Source organism: Bradyrhizobium sp., assembly GCF_035484855.1.
In the GTDB taxonomy this organism is placed as follows: domain Bacteria; phylum Pseudomonadota; class Alphaproteobacteria; order Rhizobiales; family Xanthobacteraceae; genus Bradyrhizobium.
In genome coordinates this window covers 1-20371 of sequence record NZ_DATHOP010000105.1, presented here as the reverse complement: position 1 = coordinate 20371, position 20371 = coordinate 1, and the positions used below count along the sequence as shown (strand labels likewise).

Annotated in this window: 19 protein-coding genes; 13 read left to right on the top strand and 6 right to left on the bottom strand. The window is 65.3% G+C overall.

Annotated elements, in window-relative coordinates; all coding sequences use genetic code 11:
- Positions 1 to 10: 10 nt before the first annotated feature.
- The 5 genes from VK804_RS12385 (at position 11) to VK804_RS12365 (ending at position 5560) form a co-directional block, all read left to right on the top strand.
- Positions 11 to 709: an NUDIX hydrolase gene (locus VK804_RS12385; RefSeq protein ID WP_325371106.1), complete on the top strand. Its 699-nt coding sequence runs from the start codon at positions 11 to 13 to the stop codon at positions 707 to 709.
- Between the two features lie 153 nt (positions 710 to 862).
- On the top strand, positions 863 to 1828 hold the full coding sequence (locus VK804_RS12380; protein ID WP_325371105.1) for a polyphosphate kinase 2 family protein: 966 nt from the start codon (positions 863 to 865) through the stop codon (positions 1826 to 1828).
- Between the two features lie 167 nt (positions 1829 to 1995).
- Positions 1996 to 2973 carry a tripartite tricarboxylate transporter substrate binding protein gene (locus tag VK804_RS12375; protein ID WP_325371104.1) on the top strand — a complete coding sequence of 326 codons (978 nt, stop codon included), beginning with the start codon at positions 1996 to 1998 and terminating at the stop codon, positions 2971 to 2973.
- 105 nt (positions 2974 to 3078) lie between these two features.
- Entirely contained in the window at positions 3079 to 4413 is a 1335-nt protein-coding gene (locus VK804_RS12370; RefSeq protein WP_325371103.1) for a Rieske 2Fe-2S domain-containing protein, read from the top strand.
- Positions 4414 to 4519: 106 nt separating this feature from the next.
- Complete coding sequence (locus VK804_RS12365; RefSeq protein ID WP_325371102.1) at positions 4520 to 5560, top strand: alpha/beta hydrolase; 1041 nt, start codon at positions 4520 to 4522, stop codon at positions 5558 to 5560.
- Positions 5561 to 5753: 193 nt separating this feature from the next.
- On the opposite strand, the gene nadC is transcribed toward VK804_RS12365, so the two are convergent.
- From nadC to nadA, 3 genes are all read right to left on the bottom strand, one after another.
- The gene (gene nadC, locus VK804_RS12360; protein ID WP_325371101.1) at positions 5754 to 6632 is read right to left on the bottom strand and encodes a carboxylating nicotinate-nucleotide diphosphorylase; all 879 of its coding nucleotides are present in this window, start codon (positions 6630 to 6632) and stop codon (positions 5754 to 5756) included.
- Positions 6633 to 6647: 15 nt separating this feature from the next.
- On the bottom strand, positions 6648 to 8252 hold the full coding sequence (locus tag VK804_RS12355; protein ID WP_325371100.1) for an L-aspartate oxidase: 1605 nt from the start codon (positions 8250 to 8252) through the stop codon (positions 6648 to 6650).
- A gap of 157 nt (positions 8253 to 8409) precedes the next feature.
- Positions 8410 to 9540 (bottom strand): quinolinate synthase NadA, encoded by a 1131-nt coding sequence (nadA, locus tag VK804_RS12350; protein ID WP_325371099.1) that lies wholly within the window; start codon positions 9538 to 9540, stop codon positions 8410 to 8412.
- 411 nt (positions 9541 to 9951) lie between these two features.
- Between nadA and VK804_RS12345 the strand changes: the two genes are divergently transcribed.
- From VK804_RS12345 to VK804_RS12310, 8 genes are all read left to right on the top strand, one after another.
- Entirely contained in the window at positions 9952 to 11202 is a 1251-nt protein-coding gene (locus VK804_RS12345) for an MFS transporter (RefSeq protein WP_325371098.1), read from the top strand.
- A gap of 39 nt (positions 11203 to 11241) precedes the next feature.
- A complete protein-coding gene (locus tag VK804_RS12340; RefSeq protein ID WP_325371097.1) occupies positions 11242 to 12228 on the top strand; it encodes an MDR family oxidoreductase in 987 nt (328 codons plus the stop codon).
- A 114-nt stretch (positions 12229 to 12342) separates the two neighbouring features.
- A complete protein-coding gene (locus VK804_RS12335) occupies positions 12343 to 12927 on the top strand; it encodes a hypothetical protein (RefSeq protein ID WP_325371096.1) in 585 nt (194 codons plus the stop codon).
- A 116-nt stretch (positions 12928 to 13043) separates the two neighbouring features.
- Positions 13044 to 13250: a hypothetical protein gene (locus VK804_RS12330; RefSeq protein WP_325371095.1), complete on the top strand. Its 207-nt coding sequence runs from the start codon at positions 13044 to 13046 to the stop codon at positions 13248 to 13250.
- A 99-nt stretch (positions 13251 to 13349) separates the two neighbouring features.
- Complete coding sequence (locus VK804_RS12325; protein ID WP_325371094.1) at positions 13350 to 14222, top strand: archaeosortase/exosortase family protein; 873 nt, start codon at positions 13350 to 13352, stop codon at positions 14220 to 14222.
- Positions 14219 to 14770 (top strand): hypothetical protein, encoded by a 552-nt coding sequence (locus VK804_RS12320; RefSeq protein WP_325371093.1) that lies wholly within the window; start codon positions 14219 to 14221, stop codon positions 14768 to 14770. The genes VK804_RS12325 and VK804_RS12320 overlap by 4 nt, the downstream gene beginning before the upstream one ends.
- Positions 14771 to 14772: 2 nt before the next feature.
- Entirely contained in the window at positions 14773 to 15561 is a 789-nt protein-coding gene (locus tag VK804_RS12315) for a sterol desaturase family protein (protein WP_325371092.1), read from the top strand.
- Between the two features lie 147 nt (positions 15562 to 15708).
- On the top strand, positions 15709 to 15942 hold the full coding sequence (locus tag VK804_RS12310) for a DUF6894 family protein (RefSeq protein WP_325371091.1): 234 nt from the start codon (positions 15709 to 15711) through the stop codon (positions 15940 to 15942).
- A 33-nt stretch (positions 15943 to 15975) separates the two neighbouring features.
- On the opposite strand, the gene VK804_RS12305 is transcribed toward VK804_RS12310, so the two are convergent.
- From VK804_RS12305 to VK804_RS12295, 3 genes are all read right to left on the bottom strand, one after another.
- A complete protein-coding gene (locus VK804_RS12305; RefSeq protein ID WP_325371090.1) occupies positions 15976 to 18663 on the bottom strand; it encodes a DUF2339 domain-containing protein in 2688 nt (895 codons plus the stop codon).
- 98 nt (positions 18664 to 18761) lie between these two features.
- Positions 18762 to 19733 carry an NUDIX hydrolase gene (locus tag VK804_RS12300; protein ID WP_325371089.1) on the bottom strand — a complete coding sequence of 324 codons (972 nt, stop codon included), beginning with the start codon at positions 19731 to 19733 and terminating at the stop codon, positions 18762 to 18764.
- A gap of 19 nt (positions 19734 to 19752) precedes the next feature.
- On the bottom strand, positions 19753 to 20259 hold the full coding sequence (locus VK804_RS12295; protein ID WP_325371088.1) for a protein tyrosine phosphatase: 507 nt from the start codon (positions 20257 to 20259) through the stop codon (positions 19753 to 19755).
- Positions 20260 to 20371: the final 112 nt, after the last annotated feature.

Below are 20371 nucleotides of genomic sequence, written 5' to 3'. Positions count from 1 at the left end.
ATCGAGCGGCATGACGCTTCCCGTCATCCATCGCGTCACCACGCTCGATCTGGTTTTTGAGCCAAAACCGTGGCCGTTCGCGCAAGCCCGCCATGCCGAGATCGAGGCGCATTTCGCCGTCAAGGCGCGCGAAAAGCCGATCTGGAACGGCCGCATCCTGTTGGCGCGCGATCCCGTTTTCGACGGGGAGCGGTTCGCAGCGTCTTATTTCGAGGCCGATTTCGCAAGCTTCCTGGCCTGGCGCGACTGGGGCTTTCCCGACAGAAGCGTGTTCAACGGATTCGGGATGGGCGCGCTGCGCGCCTGCGACGGCGCCTTCGTCCTCGGCGAAATGGGCCGGCACACCTCGAATGCCGGCCGCGTCTATTTTCCGTCGGGAACGCCCGACCTCGACGATATCAGCCATGGTAAGGTCGACATCGCCGGCAGCGCTGCCCGCGAAGTCGAGGAGGAAACCGGACTGCGGCCTGCGGACTATCGCGCGGCCGCGCATTGGGACTGCGTCGTCGCAGCCAGCGCGATTGCGATGATCAGGATATTGGACGTCGATGTAACAGGCGAGGTGCTGCGCGAGCGGATCGAAGCCAATCTCGCCAGGCAGTCGCAGCCGGAACTTTCCGCCATCCATCTGGTGCGCGGGAGGGACGATTTCACCCCCGCGATGCCGCGCTTCGTCACCGCGTTCATGGAGGCGCAGATGACGAAATAGACCGTATCGTCATTGCGAGCGAAGCGAAGCAATCCATGAAGCCGCAACGGAAGTATGGATTGCTTCGTCGCTGCGCTCCTCGCAATGACGAACATTCTGGCGCCAATCGCCCGTGCAATGTAGCATTTGGTGTTCGACCGGAGAGACGCCATCATGAGCAAGAAGCCCAAGGGATTCCTTAGCGCCGAACTGAAACCCTTCATCGAGCCGTTTCGCTTCGACGGCTCGGGCGAATTCCATCTCAGGTCGGTCAAGACCAACGAGAAGGGCGGTCTCGACAAGGACAAGGCGGAAAAAATCCTCGACGCCAACAGGAGCCGGCTGAAGGATTTCCAGGAAAAGCTCTATGCGCAGGACCGCTGGTCGCTGCTGCTGATCTTCCAGGGCATGGACGCCGCCGGCAAGGACAGCGCCATCAAGAGCGTGTTCGACGGCGTCAATCCGCAGGGCTGCGAGGTCCATTCGTTCAAGCAGCCTTCCACGCTCGAACTCAACCATGATTTCATGTGGCGCTGCATGATCGCGCTGCCACAGCGCGGCCACATCGGCATCTTCAACCGCTCCTATTACGAGGAATGCCTGGTGACGCGGGTGCACCCGGAACTGCTCAGGCAGGAGAAGATCCCGCCAAAACTGGTCGCGGAGAAAATCTGGCGCGAGCGGTTCGAGGATATCTCGGCGATCGAGCGCTATCTGACGCGCAACGGCACCGTGATCCTGAAATTCTTCCTCAACATTTCAAGGGAAGAGCAGCGCAAGCGGTTCCTCGACCGGCTCGACGAGCCCGCCAAGAACTGGAAGTTCTCGATGGCCGACATCAGCGAGCGCGCGTTTTGGCCACGCTACATGGCCGTGTACCAGGACATCGTCCGCCATACCTCGAGCGCCGTGGCGCCGTGGCATGTGGTGCCGGCCGATCACAAATGGTTCGCACGCGTGGTGATCGGGTCGGCGATCGTCTCCGCGCTTGAAACCCTCAATCTGCGTTTCCCGCGCGCCGACCAGGCCTCGCTGCGGGAGTTCGGGCCCATTCGCAAGGCGCTGGAAGACGAAGGCAAGCGCAGGAAGAAGGGCAGGGCGAGGAAGCGGACGGCCGCGGCGAAAGCGGCAAAGAAATAGCCGGGCCGGGCGCCTGCGCGGCCGGCGTCTCGCAGAAATCGTGTGAGCCGCTTCATAGGCGAAGGGCGGATTTCCGTGCTACAAGAGGACCGAACGGGCTGGATCGGTCGGGATTTTTTCGCGCCGCAGTGAGGTCATCACGGCCGGCATTTTGCGAGGGGACTGCGATGAAGCTTCCGCGTCGCCAATTCCTGCGTCTCGCCGGGCTCGCCATCGCTGTTCCCGCGATCCCGCGCGTCGCCCGCGCGGAAACCTATCCGGCGCGGCCGGTGCGCGTGTTCGTCGGCTTCGCCGCCGGCGGGGCGCCCGACATCGCGGCGCGCCTGATGGCGCAATTTCTATCCGAGCGGCTCGGCCAGCAGTTCATCATCGAGAACCGGCCCGGCGCCGGCGGCAATATCGCCACCGAAGCGGTGGTCGACGCGCCGGCCGATGGCTATACGCTGCTGCAGGCGGGGCTGCAGAACGCGGTCAACGCCACGCTCTACACCAAACTCAAATACAATTTCATCCGCGATATGGCGCCGGTCGCGAGCATCAACCATGAGAATTATTGCATGGAGGTGCCGCCGTCGTTTCCGGCCAAGACGGTTGCCGAATTCATCGCCTACGCCAAGGCCAATCCCGGCAAGCTCAACATGGCCTCGCCCGGCAACGGCACCGGGCCGCACATGGCCGGCGAGCTGTTCAAGATCATGGCCGGCGTCGACATGGTGCACGTGCCTTATCGCGGTTCGCCGCCCGCGCTGACCGATCTGCTCGCGGGCCAGGTGCAGATGATGTTCAGCCCGATGTCCTCCTCGATCGAATATGTCAGGGCCGGCAAGCTTCGTGGGCTGGCGGTGACCTCGGCGGAGCGTTCGGAGGCGTTGCCCGATGTCCCGGCCGTGGCCGAGTTCGTGCCCGGCTACCAGGCCAGCGGCTGGTTCGGCATATGTGCGCCGGCGAAGACGCCCGCAGAGATCATCGACAAGCTGAATGCCGAGATCAATGCGGGCCTTGCCGATGCAAAATTGAAGGCTCGCTTTGCCGACCTCGGCGCCACGCCGTTTGCCGGCTCCCCCGCAGACTTCGCGAGCCACATCGCCGCCGAAACCGAGAAGTGGGGCAAGGTGGTACGAACCGCCAACATCAGGGCCGACTGAGGGTTGCACTGTCGGCATGGGGTTGCGGCGGACTGGGGCTCCGGCCGAACCCAATCCATGATAGCATGCTGTCCAGGCGGCGCACGGCCGCATCGGGAGGGTACGATGACATCAGCGGCGGAAGGGATGGAACTCACGCAAGTCGGCCCCGGCACCGTGATGGGCGAATTGATGCGTCAGTACTGGATTCCCGCGGTGCAATCCTCCGAACTCGTCGCCGACGGCGCGCCGATCCGCTTGATGCTGCTCGGCGAAAAGCTGATCGCGTTTCGCGACAGCGCCGGCCGCGTCGGCGTGATGGACCATCGCTGCCCGCACCGCTGCGCCTCATTGTTCCTCGGACGCAACGAGCAGGGCGGCATCCGCTGCATCTATCACGGCTGGAAATACGACGTGTCAGGCGCCTGCGTCGACATGGCGAGCGTGCCGCCGCATCAGGATTTTAAGCACAAGGTGAGGGCCAAGGCCTATCCCGCGGTCGAGCGTGCCGGGGTGGTCTGGGCCTATATGGGATCGAGCGCGGTGGCGCCGCCGCTGCCGGCGCTGGAAATTCTCGACGTTCCCGACGACGAGATCAGCGTCACCTTCATCATGCGCGAATGCAATTATTTGCAGGCGATCGAAGGCGAAATCGATACCGCCCATTTCGGTTTCCTGCATGCGGGCCATGTCGACCCGGACGACGTATCCGAGGATGATCCGGTCTACAACACCATCATCAACCGTGCGCCCGAGTACCATATCGCCGATTCACCCTGGGGCACGCAGTACGCGGGCTACCGGCCGGCCGGCCCCGCCAGCACCTATTGGCGCTTCGCCAATTTCCTGTTTCCGTTCTGGACCCAGGCGCCGAACGGCGAGTTCGGCAGCCACGTCCATGCGCGCGCCTGGGTGCCGCTCGACGACGGCCACACCATGTTCTGCTTCCTGCGCTGGAAGCGCGGCATCTCGGCGTTGACGCAGCCGCAGCCCGCCTTCAAGGACGGCCGGCCGATCGGCGGCACCGGGCGCGGCAACAAATTCCTGCCGAACACCACCGACTGGCTCGGCCGCTGGCGGCTCGCCGCCAACCCGGAAAACGACTGGGGGCTCGATCGCGCCGCCCAGCAGAGCAACGCGATCTACAGCGGCATCGACGGCATCCATCTGCAGGACCAGGCCATCACCGAGAGCATGGGCCCGGTCACCGACCACGCCTTCGAGCATCTGGCGCCCTCGGACCAGATGATCACCCGCACGCGCCGGCGGCTGTTGATGGCGGCGCGCGCGCTGCGCGACAAGCACGTCGCCCCGCCCGGCGCCGAGCACGCCGAGGTCTATCGCGGTGCGCGCAGCGGCTATTTCGTCAGCGACGACAACAGCCCCTGGCAGGAACTCTACGCCCGGCAACTGGCCGCGGCGCAGCACCCGCCGCAGATCCCGCTGCGCGCGGCGGAGTAGGGTTGGCCGGCGCATCTGCCGTGCACGCGAGGTGCCTTCGAAAGGCGTTGCAACCCGCGCCGTTGCAGCTAGGCTTTTCTGAAAAGAAAAAACGTGGGAGGCGACGATGAAATTTACTCTGCTGGCGCTGGGCGTTTTCATGATGGCCGTCATTGCCGCTCCCGCCGTTGCACAGACACAGCCGCTCGTCACCGAAGAGATGATGGTGAAGACCGCCGATCCCGGCATCGAAATCTACGTTCGTAACAAGCGGCCGGCGGACATGAAGACGTTCCGGCCCGAACTGACGGTGTTGTATGTCCATGGCGCCACCTACCCTTCGGAGACCGCGTTCGACCTGAAGCTCGACGATCTCTCTTGGATGGAATACATCGCCTCGCGCGGCTACGACGTGTGGCTGCTCGATCTGCGCGGTTACGGCAAATCCACCCGCCCGGGCGAAATGGCCGACAAGCCGGAAGCCAATCCGCCGATCGTGCGCGGCGTCACCGCGGTGAAGGACATCGGCACCGCGGTCGATTTCATCCTGCAGCGCCGCAACATCCCGCGCTTGAATCTCTTGGGCTGGTCGTGGGGAACCACGCTGATGGCCACCTACACCACGGAGAACGCCCAGAAGGTGGAGCGGCTCGTGCTCTATGCGCCGGTCTGGATCAGGCAGACGCCGTCGCTGGTGCAGACCGGTCCGGGCCCGCTCGGCGCCTATCGGATGGTCAACCGCGAGCAGGCCAGAGAGCGATGGTACACCGGCGTCGCCGACGACAAGAAGGCGGCGCTGATTCCGCCCGGCTGGTTCGATGCCTGGGCCGATGCGACGTTTGCGACCGATCCGGTCGGAGCCCAGATGACCCCGCCGGTGGTTCGCGCCCCTAACGGCGTGATGCAGGACTCGAGCGAGTTCTTTGGCGCCGGCAAGCCCTATTATGACCCGGCGAAGATCACGGTGCCCACCTTGCTGGTCGGAGCCGAATGGGATCACGACGCCCCGCCCTACATGGCGCAGACGCTGTTTCCGCTGCTGGTCAATTCGCCGGGCAAACGCTATGTCGCGCTCGCCGAAGGCACGCACAGCATCATCATGGAGAGAAACCGCCTGAAATTGTTCGAGGCGGTGCAGGCCTTCCTCGACGAAGCGAGGCGTTCCTGACTTTCTCGCGCATTTGGGTCACCTCGCCCCGCTCGCAGGGAGAGGTCGAAATTCGCGGGTAGCTAATTTCGGGTGAGGGGGACTCTCCGCGAGTCCCGATGCCGAGAGAGCCCCTCACCCCAACCCTCTCCCTGCGAAGGGCGGGGAGAGGGAGCAATCGATCGCTGCTCGCTCAACCCAAATTCATCTCACGCTAGGCGTCGATGTCGAGCGCGACGTCGAAATTCGGCGCCGAATGCGTCAGCGCGCCGGACGAGGCGTAGTCGACGCCGGTCGCCGCGATCTGCGCGATCGAGCCCTGCGTGACGCCGCCGGAGGCCTCCAGCACGACGCGGCCTTTGGCCAGCGCCACCGCTTCGGTCAGCGTGGCGATATCCATGTTGTCCAGCAGCACCACATCGGCGAGACCGGTGTCGAGCACTTCGCGCAGCTGCGACAGCGTATCGACCTCGATCTCGATCTTGACCAGATGCCCTATATGGGCTCGCGCACGCTCCAGCACCGGCTTGATGCCGCCGGCGACCGCGATGTGGTTGTCCTTGATCAGGATCGCATCGTCGAGCCCGAAGCGATGATTGAAGCCGCCGCCGCAGCGTACCGCATATTTTTCCAGCGCGCGCAGGCCGGGCGTGGTCTTGCGGGTGCAGCAGATGCGCATGTTGGTGCCGGCGGTATGGCGGACATAATCCGATGTCAGGGTCGCAACCCCCGAGAGCCGGCCGACGAAATTGAGCGCGGTGCGCTCGCCGGCCAGCACGGCGCGCGCCGGGCCGGAAATCGTCAGCACATTCACGCCGGCGGCAACCGTCGCGCCGTCGCGAGCGTGCGCGTGGATGTTGATGTCGGGCGACAGCTTTTGAAAGATCGCGACGGCAAGCGGCAGCCCGGCGATCACACCCGCCTGCCGCGCGACCATGATGGCATGGGCCATCGTTGTTTCCGGGATGGTGGCGACCGAGGTGACGTCGCCGGCGCGGCCGAGATCCTCGTCGAGCGCGCGCTGCACGGCCTCCTCGATCGCGAGCGGCGACAGGAACGCGTCGGGGTGCAATAGCGAGGCTAAAGTGGTCATGATGCTTTTTCCGTCTCAGGCGGTGATCGGCTGCGGCGCCCGCGCCGAGCTTCGTTCGAGCGAGGCCGCGATCTCCCGCACCGCCGCCAGCGTCGTCATGGTGCGATGCCTGAGCTCCGGCCGCTCGGCCGGATAATCGATGCGATAATGCGCGCCGCGGCTCTCGCGCCGCGCCCATGCCGATGCGGCCACCAGCAATGCCGAGGTCGCCATGTTGCGCAGCGCGATGTTGCCGGCATTGCGTTCCAGCGCCGCGAATGATCGCACGGCTTCCTCGAGTTGCCCGCCGTCGCGGATCACGCCGACATGCGAGGTCATCATGGCGCGAAGATTTTTTTCCGCCGCCGGTGGCATGGCGTGATTTGGCTCCTCGACCGGCATCAGCGGCATGCGCGCGGGCGCAGCGATGGCGTGGCCCGCGATGTCCTGCGCGATGCGGCCGGCATAGACCACGGCTTCCAGCAGCGAATTCGACGCCAGCCGGTTGGCGCCATGCGCGCCGGTCGAGGACACTTCGCCGCCGGCCCACAATCTCCCGAGCGAGGTTCGGCCATGCGCATCGACTGCGATGCCGCCCATGTGATAATGCGCGGCGGGCGCTACCGGGATCGGCTGCGTGGCCGGATCGATGCCGGCGGCGAGGCAGCTGGCGTGAACGGTCGGAAATTTCTCGGCGAAGCGCGTGCCGAGCGCCTGCCGCGCGTCGAGGAACGTGCCGTGGCCGGCGGCGATTTCGGCGAACACGCCGCGCGCGACGATATCGCGCGGCGCCAGCTCCGCGAGCGGATGCCGCGCCAGCATGAAACGTTGGCCGCTTTCGTTGATCAGGGTAGCGCCTTCACCGCGCAGCGCCTCGGTCGCCAGCGGCGCCGGATCGCGCCCGACCATGATGGCGGTGGGATGAAATTGCACGAATTCCGGATCGGCGATGACGGCGCCGGCACGGGCGGCGATCGCAAGCCCCTGTCCGCTGGCCTCCATCGGGTTCGTGGTCACGGCATAGAGACGCCCGATGCCGCCGGTCGCCAGCACCACCGCGCGCGAAGCGATGGTCAAAGGTTTCGCGGAAGCGTCGCCGACTTTCCGGATTTGCAACCCGGCGACGGCGCCGTCCTCGGTCAAGAGCGATTCGGCCGCATAACCTTCGATCACCCGGATCGAGGGCGTCGCGCGCACCGCCTCGGTCAAAGCCGAGATGATCGCTTTGCCCGCCATGTCGCCGCGGACATGGACGATGCGCCGGGCGGAATGGGCGGCCTCGCGGCCGACCGCGAGCCTGCCTTCGAGATCGCGATCGAACGGCACGCCGTAGCGCAGCAGGTCATGGATGCGCGCGCCCGCCTCGCGCGCGATCCCGAGCGCAATCGTCTCATCGACGAGGCCCGCGCCGACCGCAACGGTGTCGGCCGCGTGCGCCTCCGCGCTGTCGCCTTCGGCAACCGCGGCGGCAATGCCGCCCTGCGCCCACGCCGTCGAGGCGCCTTGGCCGAGTGGTGCAGCCGAGATCACGGTGACGGTGCGCGGCGAAAGTTTCAGCGCGCAGAACAGGCCCGCGAGGCCACCGCCGACGATGACGACATGGTCGGACTTGCGGGTGAGATTGTGCAGTTGATCACTCATATCGGCTTCTCATTGATCGTCGTCCCCGCGAAAGCGGGGACCCATAACCACCGGCAGTGGTTGTCTCATCAGCTGTCAGTTATTCTTTCTTTTCCAAAACAACGGCCGCGGAGTATGGGTCCCGGCTCGGCGCTTCGCTTGGCCGGGATGACAGTGGTCAGTTCTTCAGATTGATCATCCGCTCGACCGAACGGCGCGCTCTGTCGGCGATCAGGGGATCGATGGTGACCTCCTCGTGCAGGTACACCAGGCTGTCGAGAATCTTCGGCAGCGTGATCCGCTTCATGTGCGGGCAAAGGTTGCACGGCCGCACCATTTCGACGTCGGGCAGTTCGGCCTGGACGTTGTCGGCCATCGAACATTCGGTGATCATCACCACGCGCCTGGGATGATTGTTGCGGACCCAGTTGATCATGTGCGCGGTCGAGCCGGTGAAGTCGGCTTCCGCCAGCACGTCGGGCGGGCATTCCGGATGCGCGATGATCTGCACCGAGGGATCGGCCTCGCGATGGGCACGCAGCTCGTCGCCGGTGAAACGCTCATGCACCTCGCAGGCGCCCTTCCAGGCGATGATCTTGACGTCGGTTTTCGAGGCGACGTATTTCGCCAGATACTGATCGGGCAGGAAGATCACCGTCGGCGCATTGAGGCTTTCCACCACGGCGACGGCATTCGACGAGGTGCAGCAGATATCGACCTCCGCCTTGACGTCGGCCGAGGTGTTGACATAGGCGACAACCGGCACGCCGGGAAAGCGTTCGCGCAACAGCCGCACGTCGGCGCCCGTGATGCTCGACGCCAGCGAACAGCCGGCGCGGGAGTCCGGGATCAGCACCGTCTTGTGCGGGTTCAGGATCTTCGAGGTCTCGGCCATGAAGTGCACGCCGCATTGCACGATGATGTCGGACGTCACCTTGGTGGCTTCGATGGCGAGCTGCAGCGAGTCGCCGCCGATGTCGGCGATGCAATGGAAAATCTCCGGCGTCTGGTAATTATGCGCCAGGATCACCGCGTCGCGGGTTTTCTTCAATTCGTTGATCGCCTTGACGTAGGGCGCCATGAACGGCCACTCGACCGGCGAGATCACGTTCCTGACGCGCTCATAGAGATGCGCGGTGGCGCGCTCGACCTCGGGCGTCCATTCCAGCTGCGGCATCGGCAGCGCAACGGCGCGCCCGGGCAGCGCACGGGCGCGCTCGGCGTGGCTGGCGCGGTGGGGCGGCTGCGCGGCGGGATGACGGTGCGCGGGTCCGAAATCGTCGGGACCGTAGATTCCAGCGATCGGCATGAATGCCTCCCTTGGATACCCCATATATACTCAATTTGAGCATATTAGGGTGCTGAGAAATCCGGCCTCGATGGGCCGGTATCTTCCAAAAGCTGCGTGGTATTCTCCGAACCAGCCCGCAGCGTCGCAGAGGGTTCGGCAGGTCACGAGGAAGAGACTTATCCTCATAACGAGCAAATCGAATATAACACGCCTCCCGCGGCTCCGCTAGATGGGCGGATCATTAATTTGTCACGGCTGTTGGCCGTCATTTGCAACGCTGCATTGCGGTGTGCAGTTTGACTGGTACAGCGATCGGGATTTCCATGCTAGTGCATTAACTTGCGGGCGCGCCGATGTGCCGGCGGCATTCGCATCTCGCGCGCTGTCGGAATCTCTTCGTGATCCGCCCGAACCAATGAGGAAATTGTCATGGCCGCGAGCAGTGGCGAACTGCGTCGATCTCCCGTTGCCATGAGTTGGCGGACGCCGCTCGTCATCATCGTCTGCGGCTGCGCCATCGCGCTCCTGGGTTTCGGGCCGCGCGCCAGCCTCGGCTTCTTCATTCAACCGATGAGCCGGGAGTTTTCCTGGGGCCGCGACGTGTTCGGCCTGGCGCTCGCCTTGCAAAACCTGCTGTGGGGGCTGGGCCAACCCGTCGCCGGGGCGATTGCCGACCGCTTCGGCGTTCTGCGCGTGATGTGGGTCGGCGCGCTTCTCTACGCCGGCGGCCTCCTGATGATGCGTTATGCGGCGACCCCGCTGTCGCTCGATCTCGGCGCCGGCGTCCTGATCGGTTTCGGCCTCTCCGGCTGCTCGTTCAACCTGGTGCTGTCGGCGTTCAGCAAGCTGTTGCCGATCGAACGGCGCGGCGTCGCGCTCGGCGCCGGGACAGCTGCCGGATCTTTCGGCCAATTCCTGTTCGCGCCGTTCGGCGTGGCGATGATCGGCAATTTCGGCTGGCAGGCGGCGCTGACGGTGTTCGCCGGCCTGATGCTGCTGATCATTCCGCTGTCGCTGGCGCTGGCCACGCCGCCCGCGACAGCGGTCAAGGTGGCCGCGGCGGATGATCAGTCGTTCAAGACCGCGCTGGCGGAGGCGTTCGGCCACAGGTCCTATGTACTATTGGTGCTGGGCTTCTTCACCTGCGGCTTCCAGCTCGCCTTCATCACCGTGCATTTGCCGGCCTATCTGGTCGATCGTGGCATCCCCGCGCAAACCGGCGGCTGGGTGATCGCCACAATCGGCCTGTTCAACATCATCGGCTCGCTCAGCGTCGGCTGGCTGCAGAACCGGCTCCCGAAGCGCTACATCCTGTCGGCACTCTATTTCGCCCGCGCGCTGTCGATCGCGACCTTCGTCTCATTGCCGATCACCAGCTTCTCCGCGATCGCCTTCGGCGCCGTCACCGGCCTGACCTGGCTCTCCACCGTGCCGCCGACTTCGGCTTTGGTGGCGCTGATGTTCGGCACGCGCTGGTTTGCGACCCTCTACGGCTTTGCCTTCGTCAGCCATCAGGTCGGCGGCTTCCTCGGTGTCTGGCTCGGCGGCGTCGTGTTCGAGAAGTTCGGATCGTACACGCCGATCTGGTGGCTGTCGGTATTGTTCGGCGTGCTGTCGGCGCTGATCAACCTGCCGATCGTCGAGGCGCCGGTAGCCCGCCCGGTTGCGCAACCGGCGTGATCCGGTAAATATCCCGGGCGAAAAAAGGGAGTTTTCGGGTTGGCAACGTTCAAGGCGATCAGGATCGACAAGGCGGAGAAGGGCACTACCGCAGCGCTCACCCAGTTCGACGAAGCCGAACTGATGGAGGGCGACGTCACGGTAACAGTCGAATGGTCGACGCTCAATTACAAGGACGGGCTTGCCGTCACCGGCAAGGCGCCGGTGGTGCGGCGTTTTCCGATGATCGCCGGCATCGATTTTTCCGGCACCGTCGAGACCTCCTCGCATCCGCAGTGGAAGGCCGGCGACAAGGTGATCTGCACCGGCTGGGGCCTCGGCGAGACCCATCTCGGCGCCTATGCCGAGAAGGCGCGCGTCAAGGGCGACTGGCTGGTGCGCCTGCCGGAAGGCATGACCTCGCGCGGCGCCATGGCGATCGGCACCGCCGGTTTCACCGCGATGCTGGCAGTGCTGGCGCTGGAGAAACATGGCCTGACCCCCAAGCATGGTCCCATCGTGGTCACCGGCGCCGCCGGAGGCGTCGGCTCGGTCGCGATCGCCGTGCTGTCGAAGCTCGGCTATTCCGTCATCGCTTCCACCGGCCGCCTGTCGGAAGCGCCGTATTTGAAGGCGCTCGGCGCGGCCGAAGCGATCGATCGCAATGAACTGTCGGGCCCGGCCAAGCCGCTGGCCAAGGAGCGCTGGGCAGGCGGCATCGACAGCGTCGGCTCGACCACGCTCGCCAACCTGCTGTCGATGACGAAGTATGGCGGCGCGATTGCCGCTTGCGGCCTTGCCGGCGGCATGGACCTGCCGTCCTCGGTGGCGCCATTCATTTTGCGCGGGGTGTGCCTTCTCGGCATCGATTCGGTGATGTGCCCGATAGAAGCGCGAAAGATCGCCTGGAGCCGCCTTGCCAGCGACTTGGACGCCGGTAAACTATCTGAAATTACTCACGAAATCGGGCTCGACCAAGTCATCGAGGCCGGCGCCAAGATCCTGGCCGGCCAGGTTCGGGGCCGCAACGTGGTGAAAATTGTCTAACGATGTTCAGACTTTACCAACCAAGCTGCTCCAATGTTGCCACGGTTGGTATGGTAAGCAGCGGGTAAAGATTACCAGGCGTTGCCCGCGCTCTAGTAAAGTCGGAGTTACAGCATGCTTGCGCGTTTCGTGTTGGGGGCGGTCACAGCCGGTGCGGTGATCGCGCCCGCCTTGGCCGGACAGATGATGAATGCCGAAGAGGCGCGCAGGTTCGTGGCGGGCAAGGTGTTCGCCTTCACCTGCTTCGACGGCACCCGCGGCGCAGGCCGCGTCCTCGACGACATGGGGGCGACCGGCGCGGTGCAATTCTCGGGCTCGGGCCCGATCAGACACCTGCGGCTGCCCGGCAATACGCTGCAGATCCGCGGCCAGGCCGTTTGCGCCTCGATCAAGGGCCTGCCGTTCGAGCCGTGCTTCAACCTCGACAAGCAGGACGAGCGCAGCTTCCGCGGATCGGTCTCGGGCATGTCTTTCGCCTATTGCGATTTCCATCACCAGGGCGCCACGCAGATGCTGCTGGCGCGGGCGGTGGCAAGGCCGCATTCGCTGCACCCCGAGCGCACCGGCTCGGTGGAAGCCTCGGCCCGCGTCGAGACGCCCCACGTCGAGAGCGCCGGAATCGAGCCGGTCAAATCCGAGGCCCGACCGGAACCGTCGAGACCCGAAAGCGCACCGGAGTTGCGCCGCTCCACCGACTGACCGGTCGCGGTCCTCTCGGAAAATTCCGTTAGCTCGGCGGTTCGCTCGCCTCGCCAACCTTGTGGCGAGGTGCCAAAACAGCTACGATTCTCGATCGGGAAAAAGGGGCTTCGAGGATGAACCAGCTGAGCCGCCGACTTGCACAGGTTGTTTGCGTGGGCTCATCGGGTTTGGCCGTGCTTGTCGTCAGTGTCACGCCGGGCTGGGCGGGCTTGCCGGTTCCGGCGCCCATGGTCGGCGTGACCGGACCGGTTGGGCTCGCGGCGGCAGTTGTGGCGTATGGCGGATATCTGCTTTTCAAGCGCCTCAAGCATCGCGGCTAGCCAAGTTTCCGTCTCCCGTGGTTTCGGAGGCGGGGCAGTCCGCACCCTACATTTGAATGGCAGATGCCCAGGCGTATTCGCGTGCGATGGGGGTGAGATTTGCACATTTCAATAGCCGGCGGAATGGAACGGCCGGAGCTCCCTGCAGCTGTCGCATCCATCGGCCGCCGCGAAGCCTATCTCTGGGTCGCGATCTGCCTTCTCGCCAACCAGGCGGTGCAACTCATCGACACCGGTTCGTTGCAGGCGTTCGCCGCCAGTCTGGCCGCCCAGAACTATATCTATTGGCTCGCCTGCTACGTGGTCGTCTATCGCCTGAATGTCAGTGACAAGGCGGCGCGCGCGACCCGCCTCGACGTTTGTCTGGTGCTGGCAATCTGCGTTCTTGTCTTTTTCCTGAGTTTCCTGCCCTACCGGTTTGGCACGGGACTGCTTGCGACCGTCACCGCCTTCTATTTCCTGACCGCCGGCGGCGGCGACCGAAATCTGAAGGCTGCGGGAGGGGTGTTGCTGGCGCTGTCGACGCAGCTGGTGTGGGGACCGATTGTCTTCCAGCTCTTCACGCCGGAACTGCTTCGTGCCGATGCGGCCCTGGTCGGAGAAGTGCTGGCCTCGTTGCGTCCGGACATCAGCTGGCAAGGCGCCAGCTTCCTTGCTCCCGGCGGACACGCCATCGCGCTGATTGGCGGCTGCTCCTCGTTCAACAACGTCTCGACCGCCGTGCTGGCCTGCGTCGCGGTCGCCATGCTGATCCGAACCGAGTGGGTTGGCCGCGATTTCGCGACGCTTTTGATCGCCTGCACCGTGATGATCCTCGTCAACACGCTCCGGCTCTGCCTGCTGGCCTGGAGCGGCCCGTCGCATGATTATTGGCATGATGGGGACGGCGCGCAAATACTCGGCATTGCCCAGAGCATGGCCGTGCTGCTGATCGCGTGGTGGGGCGCCGCCCCCTGGAGGCGCGCGGCATGAACAAGGCGGTCATTCGCAGCCTTTGTCTGCTGGCGCTGATCGCATCGATCGCCGTCCGGGTTCAGGCCAGCCGGACGCGCGAGGCGATGATGACTGACTTCGACGTCGGCGCGGCGGTCGCCGACGTCATCCGCCAGCATGGATACGCCTTGCGGGAAAACCCGGTCAAGCCGCCGAAGGTGCTCTCGGTCGTCGTCTATTTTCAGAGGCCGGAATGCGAACAGGTTTCGCTGGTGCTGCCCTATTTCATCAATGCCGAAACGCTGCCGCTGCTGGCGCGCGTGACCAGGCCGGACTTCGAGCGTCACTTCTTCTACATGGACGGCGCCTGGGATGAGCAGAGCCGCGTTTCGATGTTCTTCGAATGGGCCAAGTACGCAGTGCTCGATATCTTCGGCGCGTCGCGATATGTCCCGGTGAAGAAGGCGCTGGTTCTCGCCGAAGCCCCTGATTGTCATCCCGCCGCGACGATCGACTGGCGGCCGGTGTGGGAAAAGTATCGCTATCGCAACGCCAGCAACGGCGCCGCGGGACCCGCGGGGACCTGACGATGATGGACGCGCTGATCCGCGAACATGCCTGGTTCCTGACGTTCTGGGGCATGATCGTGCTGTTCGGCGCGATCGAATTTGTGTTTCCGCAGTTTCGGCAACCGGCCGAACGCGCTCGGCGGTGGCCAACCAATTTCGGCCTGGGGATCCTCAATGGCCTGATCGTTTCCGCGGTGCCCGTCCTGAACGTGGCGGCGGCGCAGTGGGCTGCCGATCATGGCGCCGGACTGTTCAACTGGATCGCGGCGCCGTGGTGGATCGCATGGCCCGGCACGCTCCTGGTCAAGAGCCTGGGCCAATATGCCTTTCACCGCTTCTCTCACCGCAGTCGGCTACTGTGGAGGCTGCACCGCGTTCACCATTGCGATGTGCATCTCGATGTCTCCTCGGCATTGCGCAACCATCCGATCGAGATGATCGTGAGCACCGGGTTCATGATTCCGGTCGTTGCGCTTGGCGGGCTGTCGCCGGTCGTGCTGGCGGTCTACGAGAGCGTCGAGGCCATCGTCAATATGTTGACGCATGCGAATATCCGCATTCCCAACGCGGCTGAACGTCATGCGCGTGCGCTGCTGGTGACGCCTGGTCTGCATCGCCTGCATCATTCCGCGGTTCAGGCCGAGACCGACAGCAACTACGGCAACGTGTTCTCGTTCTGGGACCGCCTGTTCGGCACCTATTGCGGCAAGGCAACTCAATCCGGCCGGCCATTCCGTTTCGGGCTCGACGATGTCAGCCGCGAACGCGCCGCGAATTTCCCTGCGCAGCTGGAACTGCCCTGGCGTTGAACGCGATAGCGGTCGGTTGATGTCTTCAGCCGGCTCCGGCGGCCGTAGTCGTACGGTCCGGGAACTTCATGCCTTGGTAGCGAATCCCGTTCAAATTTGCCGAGGATCGACCGGCTGTGGGCGCGGCCCAAACAAATGGGTTCGACGATGTCGCTGTATTTCTTTCGCATCAGCCATGGCCGCTATTCCGGGGCCTCCGATCAACCTTCCGAATTCGAGAGCCGCGAGGCTGCCTGGGCCGAGATGACCAGGGTTTGCGCCAACCTGGTCGGCAGTATTTCCCGCAGCCTGAAACAGAACGCCGAATGGCACATGGAACTGCTCGACGAGTCCAGCAAGCCCGTGTTCCGGATTCGCCTGGTGTCGGAATCACTGGGTTAGACTGATCCGCGTCGGCCCGGTGTTGCCGTCATCTTATGTCCCCGCCGGTACGGCAGGCGGCGCCTGCCGGCGGAACAGGATGCGCTGGTACAGCCAGCCGATCGCCACCAGCACCAGCCCTAAGCACATGAAGGACAACGCGCGGTAGACGCCAGTCAGCGTCGACATGTCGATCAGGAACGCTTTGACGATCGTCAGCGCGATCACGGCCGCGGAGGCAAGCCTTGCGCGCTGCGAATTGACGACGATGCCGATGCCGAGCAGCGCCACCCCGAAGGCGAGCCAGGCAATCGAATAGGTGTATTGCTCGGCGCCGCCGGTTGCGCCGCTGGTCAGGATCGGGCCGTGATAGAGCCTGCGGATTTCGAGCGTCACATAGGCGATCGCGAGCGCCAACGCGGCGCCCGCGATGGTGTTGCCGTAGGCTGCCAGGCGCCGGCCGGCCACCGCATAGGACAACAGCAGCGCCAGCACCGCCGGCATCGCATAGCCGAGCAGCACCGGGTTGATGAAGAGGCCGCCGATCTCGATCGGCCAGATCGCCGGGTTGTCGAGGAACGCAAGCCCGAAGACGGCTGCAAGGCCGGCAAACGCCGTCAGCAGGATGGCGCCGATATTGTGGATGATGCTGCCCGAGCGGATCCGCAGGCGCTCCAGGCCGATCGCCATGGCGAGCGCGACGCAGATCTGCAGCGCGGTTTCGGTGAGACCGGCGTTGTCGCGGTAGACGTCGCCGCCGTTGACGGCATGGCGGATTTCCAGGAACGCCAGCAGCACCGTGAACAGGATGGCGGCCGCTTCCACCGCGCGCAGCGGTGCATCGTCGCCGCGGCGGCGCAGGAAATAGCTCGCCACCCAGAACGAGAGTGCCGGAATGCCGTAGCCAAACAACAGCCAGTTGAAGATCGGCGTGGTGCCGACCGCGTTGCCGACAATGCGCGGCTCGTAGCCGATCCGCAGCACCACGATGCCGGCAAGGATCGCGGCGAGGCTGCGTAGGAACGGGATCGGCCGCTGCATCGAAATCCACGCCGTGCCCATCGACATCAGCGACAGCGCGATCGTGAGCCAGCCCTTTTCGAGCGCGAAGGTGAACGCCAGTGCCAGCGCGCCGAGGGTGCCGGTCGCAAACAGCGCGATCGAAATCGAAAGTCCCGGCCGCGCCTCGCGCTTGCCGAGAATTTCGGTCGCGGCGCCATAGGCCGCCGCCAGCACCACCGCCAGGATCGCAAACGGGATCGAGCGGTCGAGATGGGCGATGCGCGCATAGAGCGCGATCAACAGCGCCAGCGGCGTGAACACGGCAGCGGCCGACCATACCACCGGGATGATGGCGCTGACGGAGCGGCCCTGCGCCAGAAATCCGCCGGCGCCGAATAGGCCCGCGAACAGCGCGGCCGCGACCAGATGCAACCTTATCGAGGCCTCGGTGGGTGCGGGTCCGCCGATGCCGGGCAGCGGACCGCCCGGCAGCACCAGCAGGTCCGAATTGCCGCGCACCGCCCATTCGGCGAACACCACGAAGACGAATACGGCCGCGGCGGCGACCGCGCCGGTGGCCGCTTGCGCGAACCATGCGATGCCCAGCGTGGCCGCCACCAGCGCCGCGAGCACGACGATCGTGGCGTCGGCGTGAGAACTCGCGAGCACGATCATGGTCGCGCCCAGCAGATAGGCCGCGAGCGATCCGGACGAGATCGGCTCGATCCGGCCCTCGTCCGCGGGCGGCCCGAACAGGAAGCCGCACACCACCAGCAGGGCTGCGAGTGCGAATCCGGCGATGACATGAAACGCATGCGGTGCGACCATCGGCGGGCCGCATTGCAGGCAGGGCACGGTCCAGAGCAGCGCGAAGACAATGGTGGTGACCGCGAGCCAGGGCCACAGCCGAATCCGCGCCAGGCCGAATGCCGCCGCGCTGACGATGGCGAGATAAATATAGAGCGCCCAGTAGTCGGGCGCTTGCGAAGACACTAGGAGCGGCGTGACAAAGCCGGCGGCAACGCCCAGCCCCGCCAGCGCCGGACCGTGCAGCAGGGCGGCTGCCAGCGTCGCCAGCGCCACCAGCCCGAGCAGGATGAACGCGGCGGGCGGCGCGAGGAACCCATACAGCGCGTAGGCCGCATAGACGGTCGCGAACGCCACCGCCGTGCCGGCGGCGGTGAGGATCGCCGGGATATTGGCGATCGGCAGTGTCGCGATCGCCGAGATGCTCTCCTTGCGGCGGGTCCATTCGCCGGCCAACAGCAGCGCGAGCGCGAACGCGCCGCCCAGCAAGGTGCGCACGCCGGGCCCGAGCAGGCCCGCCTCGATCGAATAGCGCACCATGAAGAAGCCGCCGAGCGCGAGCGTCAATCCGCCGATCCAGACCACCCAGCGGGTGCCGATGCGCTCCTCGAAACCGGGCTCTGCCGGCGGCAGCGGCGGAGGCACGGGCGCCGGAATAGCGGCGTTTGCCGGCGGCACGGCAACTTCAAGCGGCGGCGGCGCTGCTTCGCTGGCGGCCGCGGTCCCGATCTCGCTTTCGGGCGGTGGCGCGATCGGCCTGTCCTGTGCCGCGAGCGGCGGTCGCGCGGTCCTCGTCTCGTCCCGCGCCGACGCGAGCCGCTCCATCAAATCCAGTCGCGCGCGCAACGCGGCCGCCTGATTGAAGGCCTTGCGCGCGAAGATCAACGCTGCGATGGCAATGACGAGCGAGAAAAAATCGAATGGCGCGAACATCGAGCCTCCAGGCGATTCGCCCGATCTCGAGGGCTACCGCGTTAAAATCTTCCGCGCCACCTGCCAAGCGCCGTCCGGCCGTTAGCGCCGACCGGCCTTCAGCGCCGTCCGCGCACCCGCAGGCCCGGCGCGGGCCGTTCCTGCAACACTTCGCGGCGGAAGCGAAACAGCGCGGCAGGTCTGCCGCCGGTCTGTGTCGACATCACGCCGGTCGGTTCGACCAGGGCGCCGGCTTCCACCAGTCGGCGGAAATTCTGCTTGTGCAAATGCCGCCCCGAAATCGCTTCCACCGTGCGTTGTAACTCAGTAAGTGTGAATTCGGGCGGCAAAAGTTCAAACACCACGGGGCGGTATTTCAATTTCGCGCGCAGCCGCGCGATCGCGGTCGCCAGAATCCGCCGGTGGTCGAAGCGCATGGAAACACCGAGCACAGGTATCTTCTTGCGCGCCAGCGCCGCGGGCCGGCCGTCGCGCCGCGCTTCCTCGGTCAATCCCGCTTCATAGAGCAGCTCATAGCGGTCGAGCACGCGCTCTTCGTCCCAATGCGCGCCCTCGGTGCCGAAATACAGCCGCACGCGGTCCTTGCGGCCGAGCGCGCGGGCGGTATCGGGTTGTTCGCTCTCGCCGGCCCAGCGCGTCAATTCGGGCAGGATGTCGCGCTCGATCATCTCGGGCCGCGCTTCGCGCCAGTCTTCCCAGGGGAAGAAGCGATACCAGGGCTCGAAGGTCGCGCCCGGCGCGCGCGAGGCATTGTCGGCCGCGCGCGTCAGCGCGAGATAGCCGATCGAGGCGACATGGGTGTCGCCAGCCTCGGTGTGCCGGCCGCGATCGCCGAACGTATAGAGCTGCTCGACATAGCCGAGCCGCAATCCCGCCTGTTCCTCCACCCAGGCGCGCAGGCCGATCTCGAAGGTGCGATGCGACACCGCGTCGAACGGACCGAACGGCAGGCCGGCGAGCTTGTCGCCGTCGCGGGCGGAGGCGGTGAGGATCAAGGGCTCGTTGCCTTCGATCGCGACGATGGCGGCGGTCAGGCCGATCTCGATCGGCGTGAGCAGCTTGTCGCTCATCTGGCGCCGTTTGTGAGCATCAGTCGAGATCGATGCGGAACGGGCGGCCCTCGACGGTCATGCTGCCCGGCCCCATTTCGTCGAGCGCGCGCAGCATCCGGCCTTCGCGCCCCAGCGCCTTGTCGGCGAGGCTGACGATCAGCCGGTTCGGCTGCGCGATCGGGGAGGCGGCGCGGATCTGGCGGGCGATCGCCATTTCGTCGCGATGCGGATTGAGCATGCAGGCGGCGGCAAAGGCGCTCGCGGTCGAGCGGCTGATGCCGGCATAGCAATGCACCACCAGCGGCGCGCGGCGGTCCCAGCCGCGCACGAAGTTCAGCACCTTCTCGACATGGATTTCAGAGGGCGCGACGAAGCCATCCATGTGCTCGACGATGTCGTCGACCTGCACGCGCAGATGATTGGCCTCGAGCACCGTCTCCGGCCGCTGCACCTGATCGACCCTGGCCATCACGGTCAGGACATGGCTGGCGCCGGTGGCCTTGACGGTCTCCGGCAGTGCGGCAAGCGAGCAGACGTGAATCATGGCGTTCCTTTTCGCCGGGATTATAGGGGGACAAGCCAAGCATCGGAAGCGGCTTGGGGGATGAAACCTGCGGTCGTCCCGGCGAACGCCGGGACCCATCACCCCTGGCGGC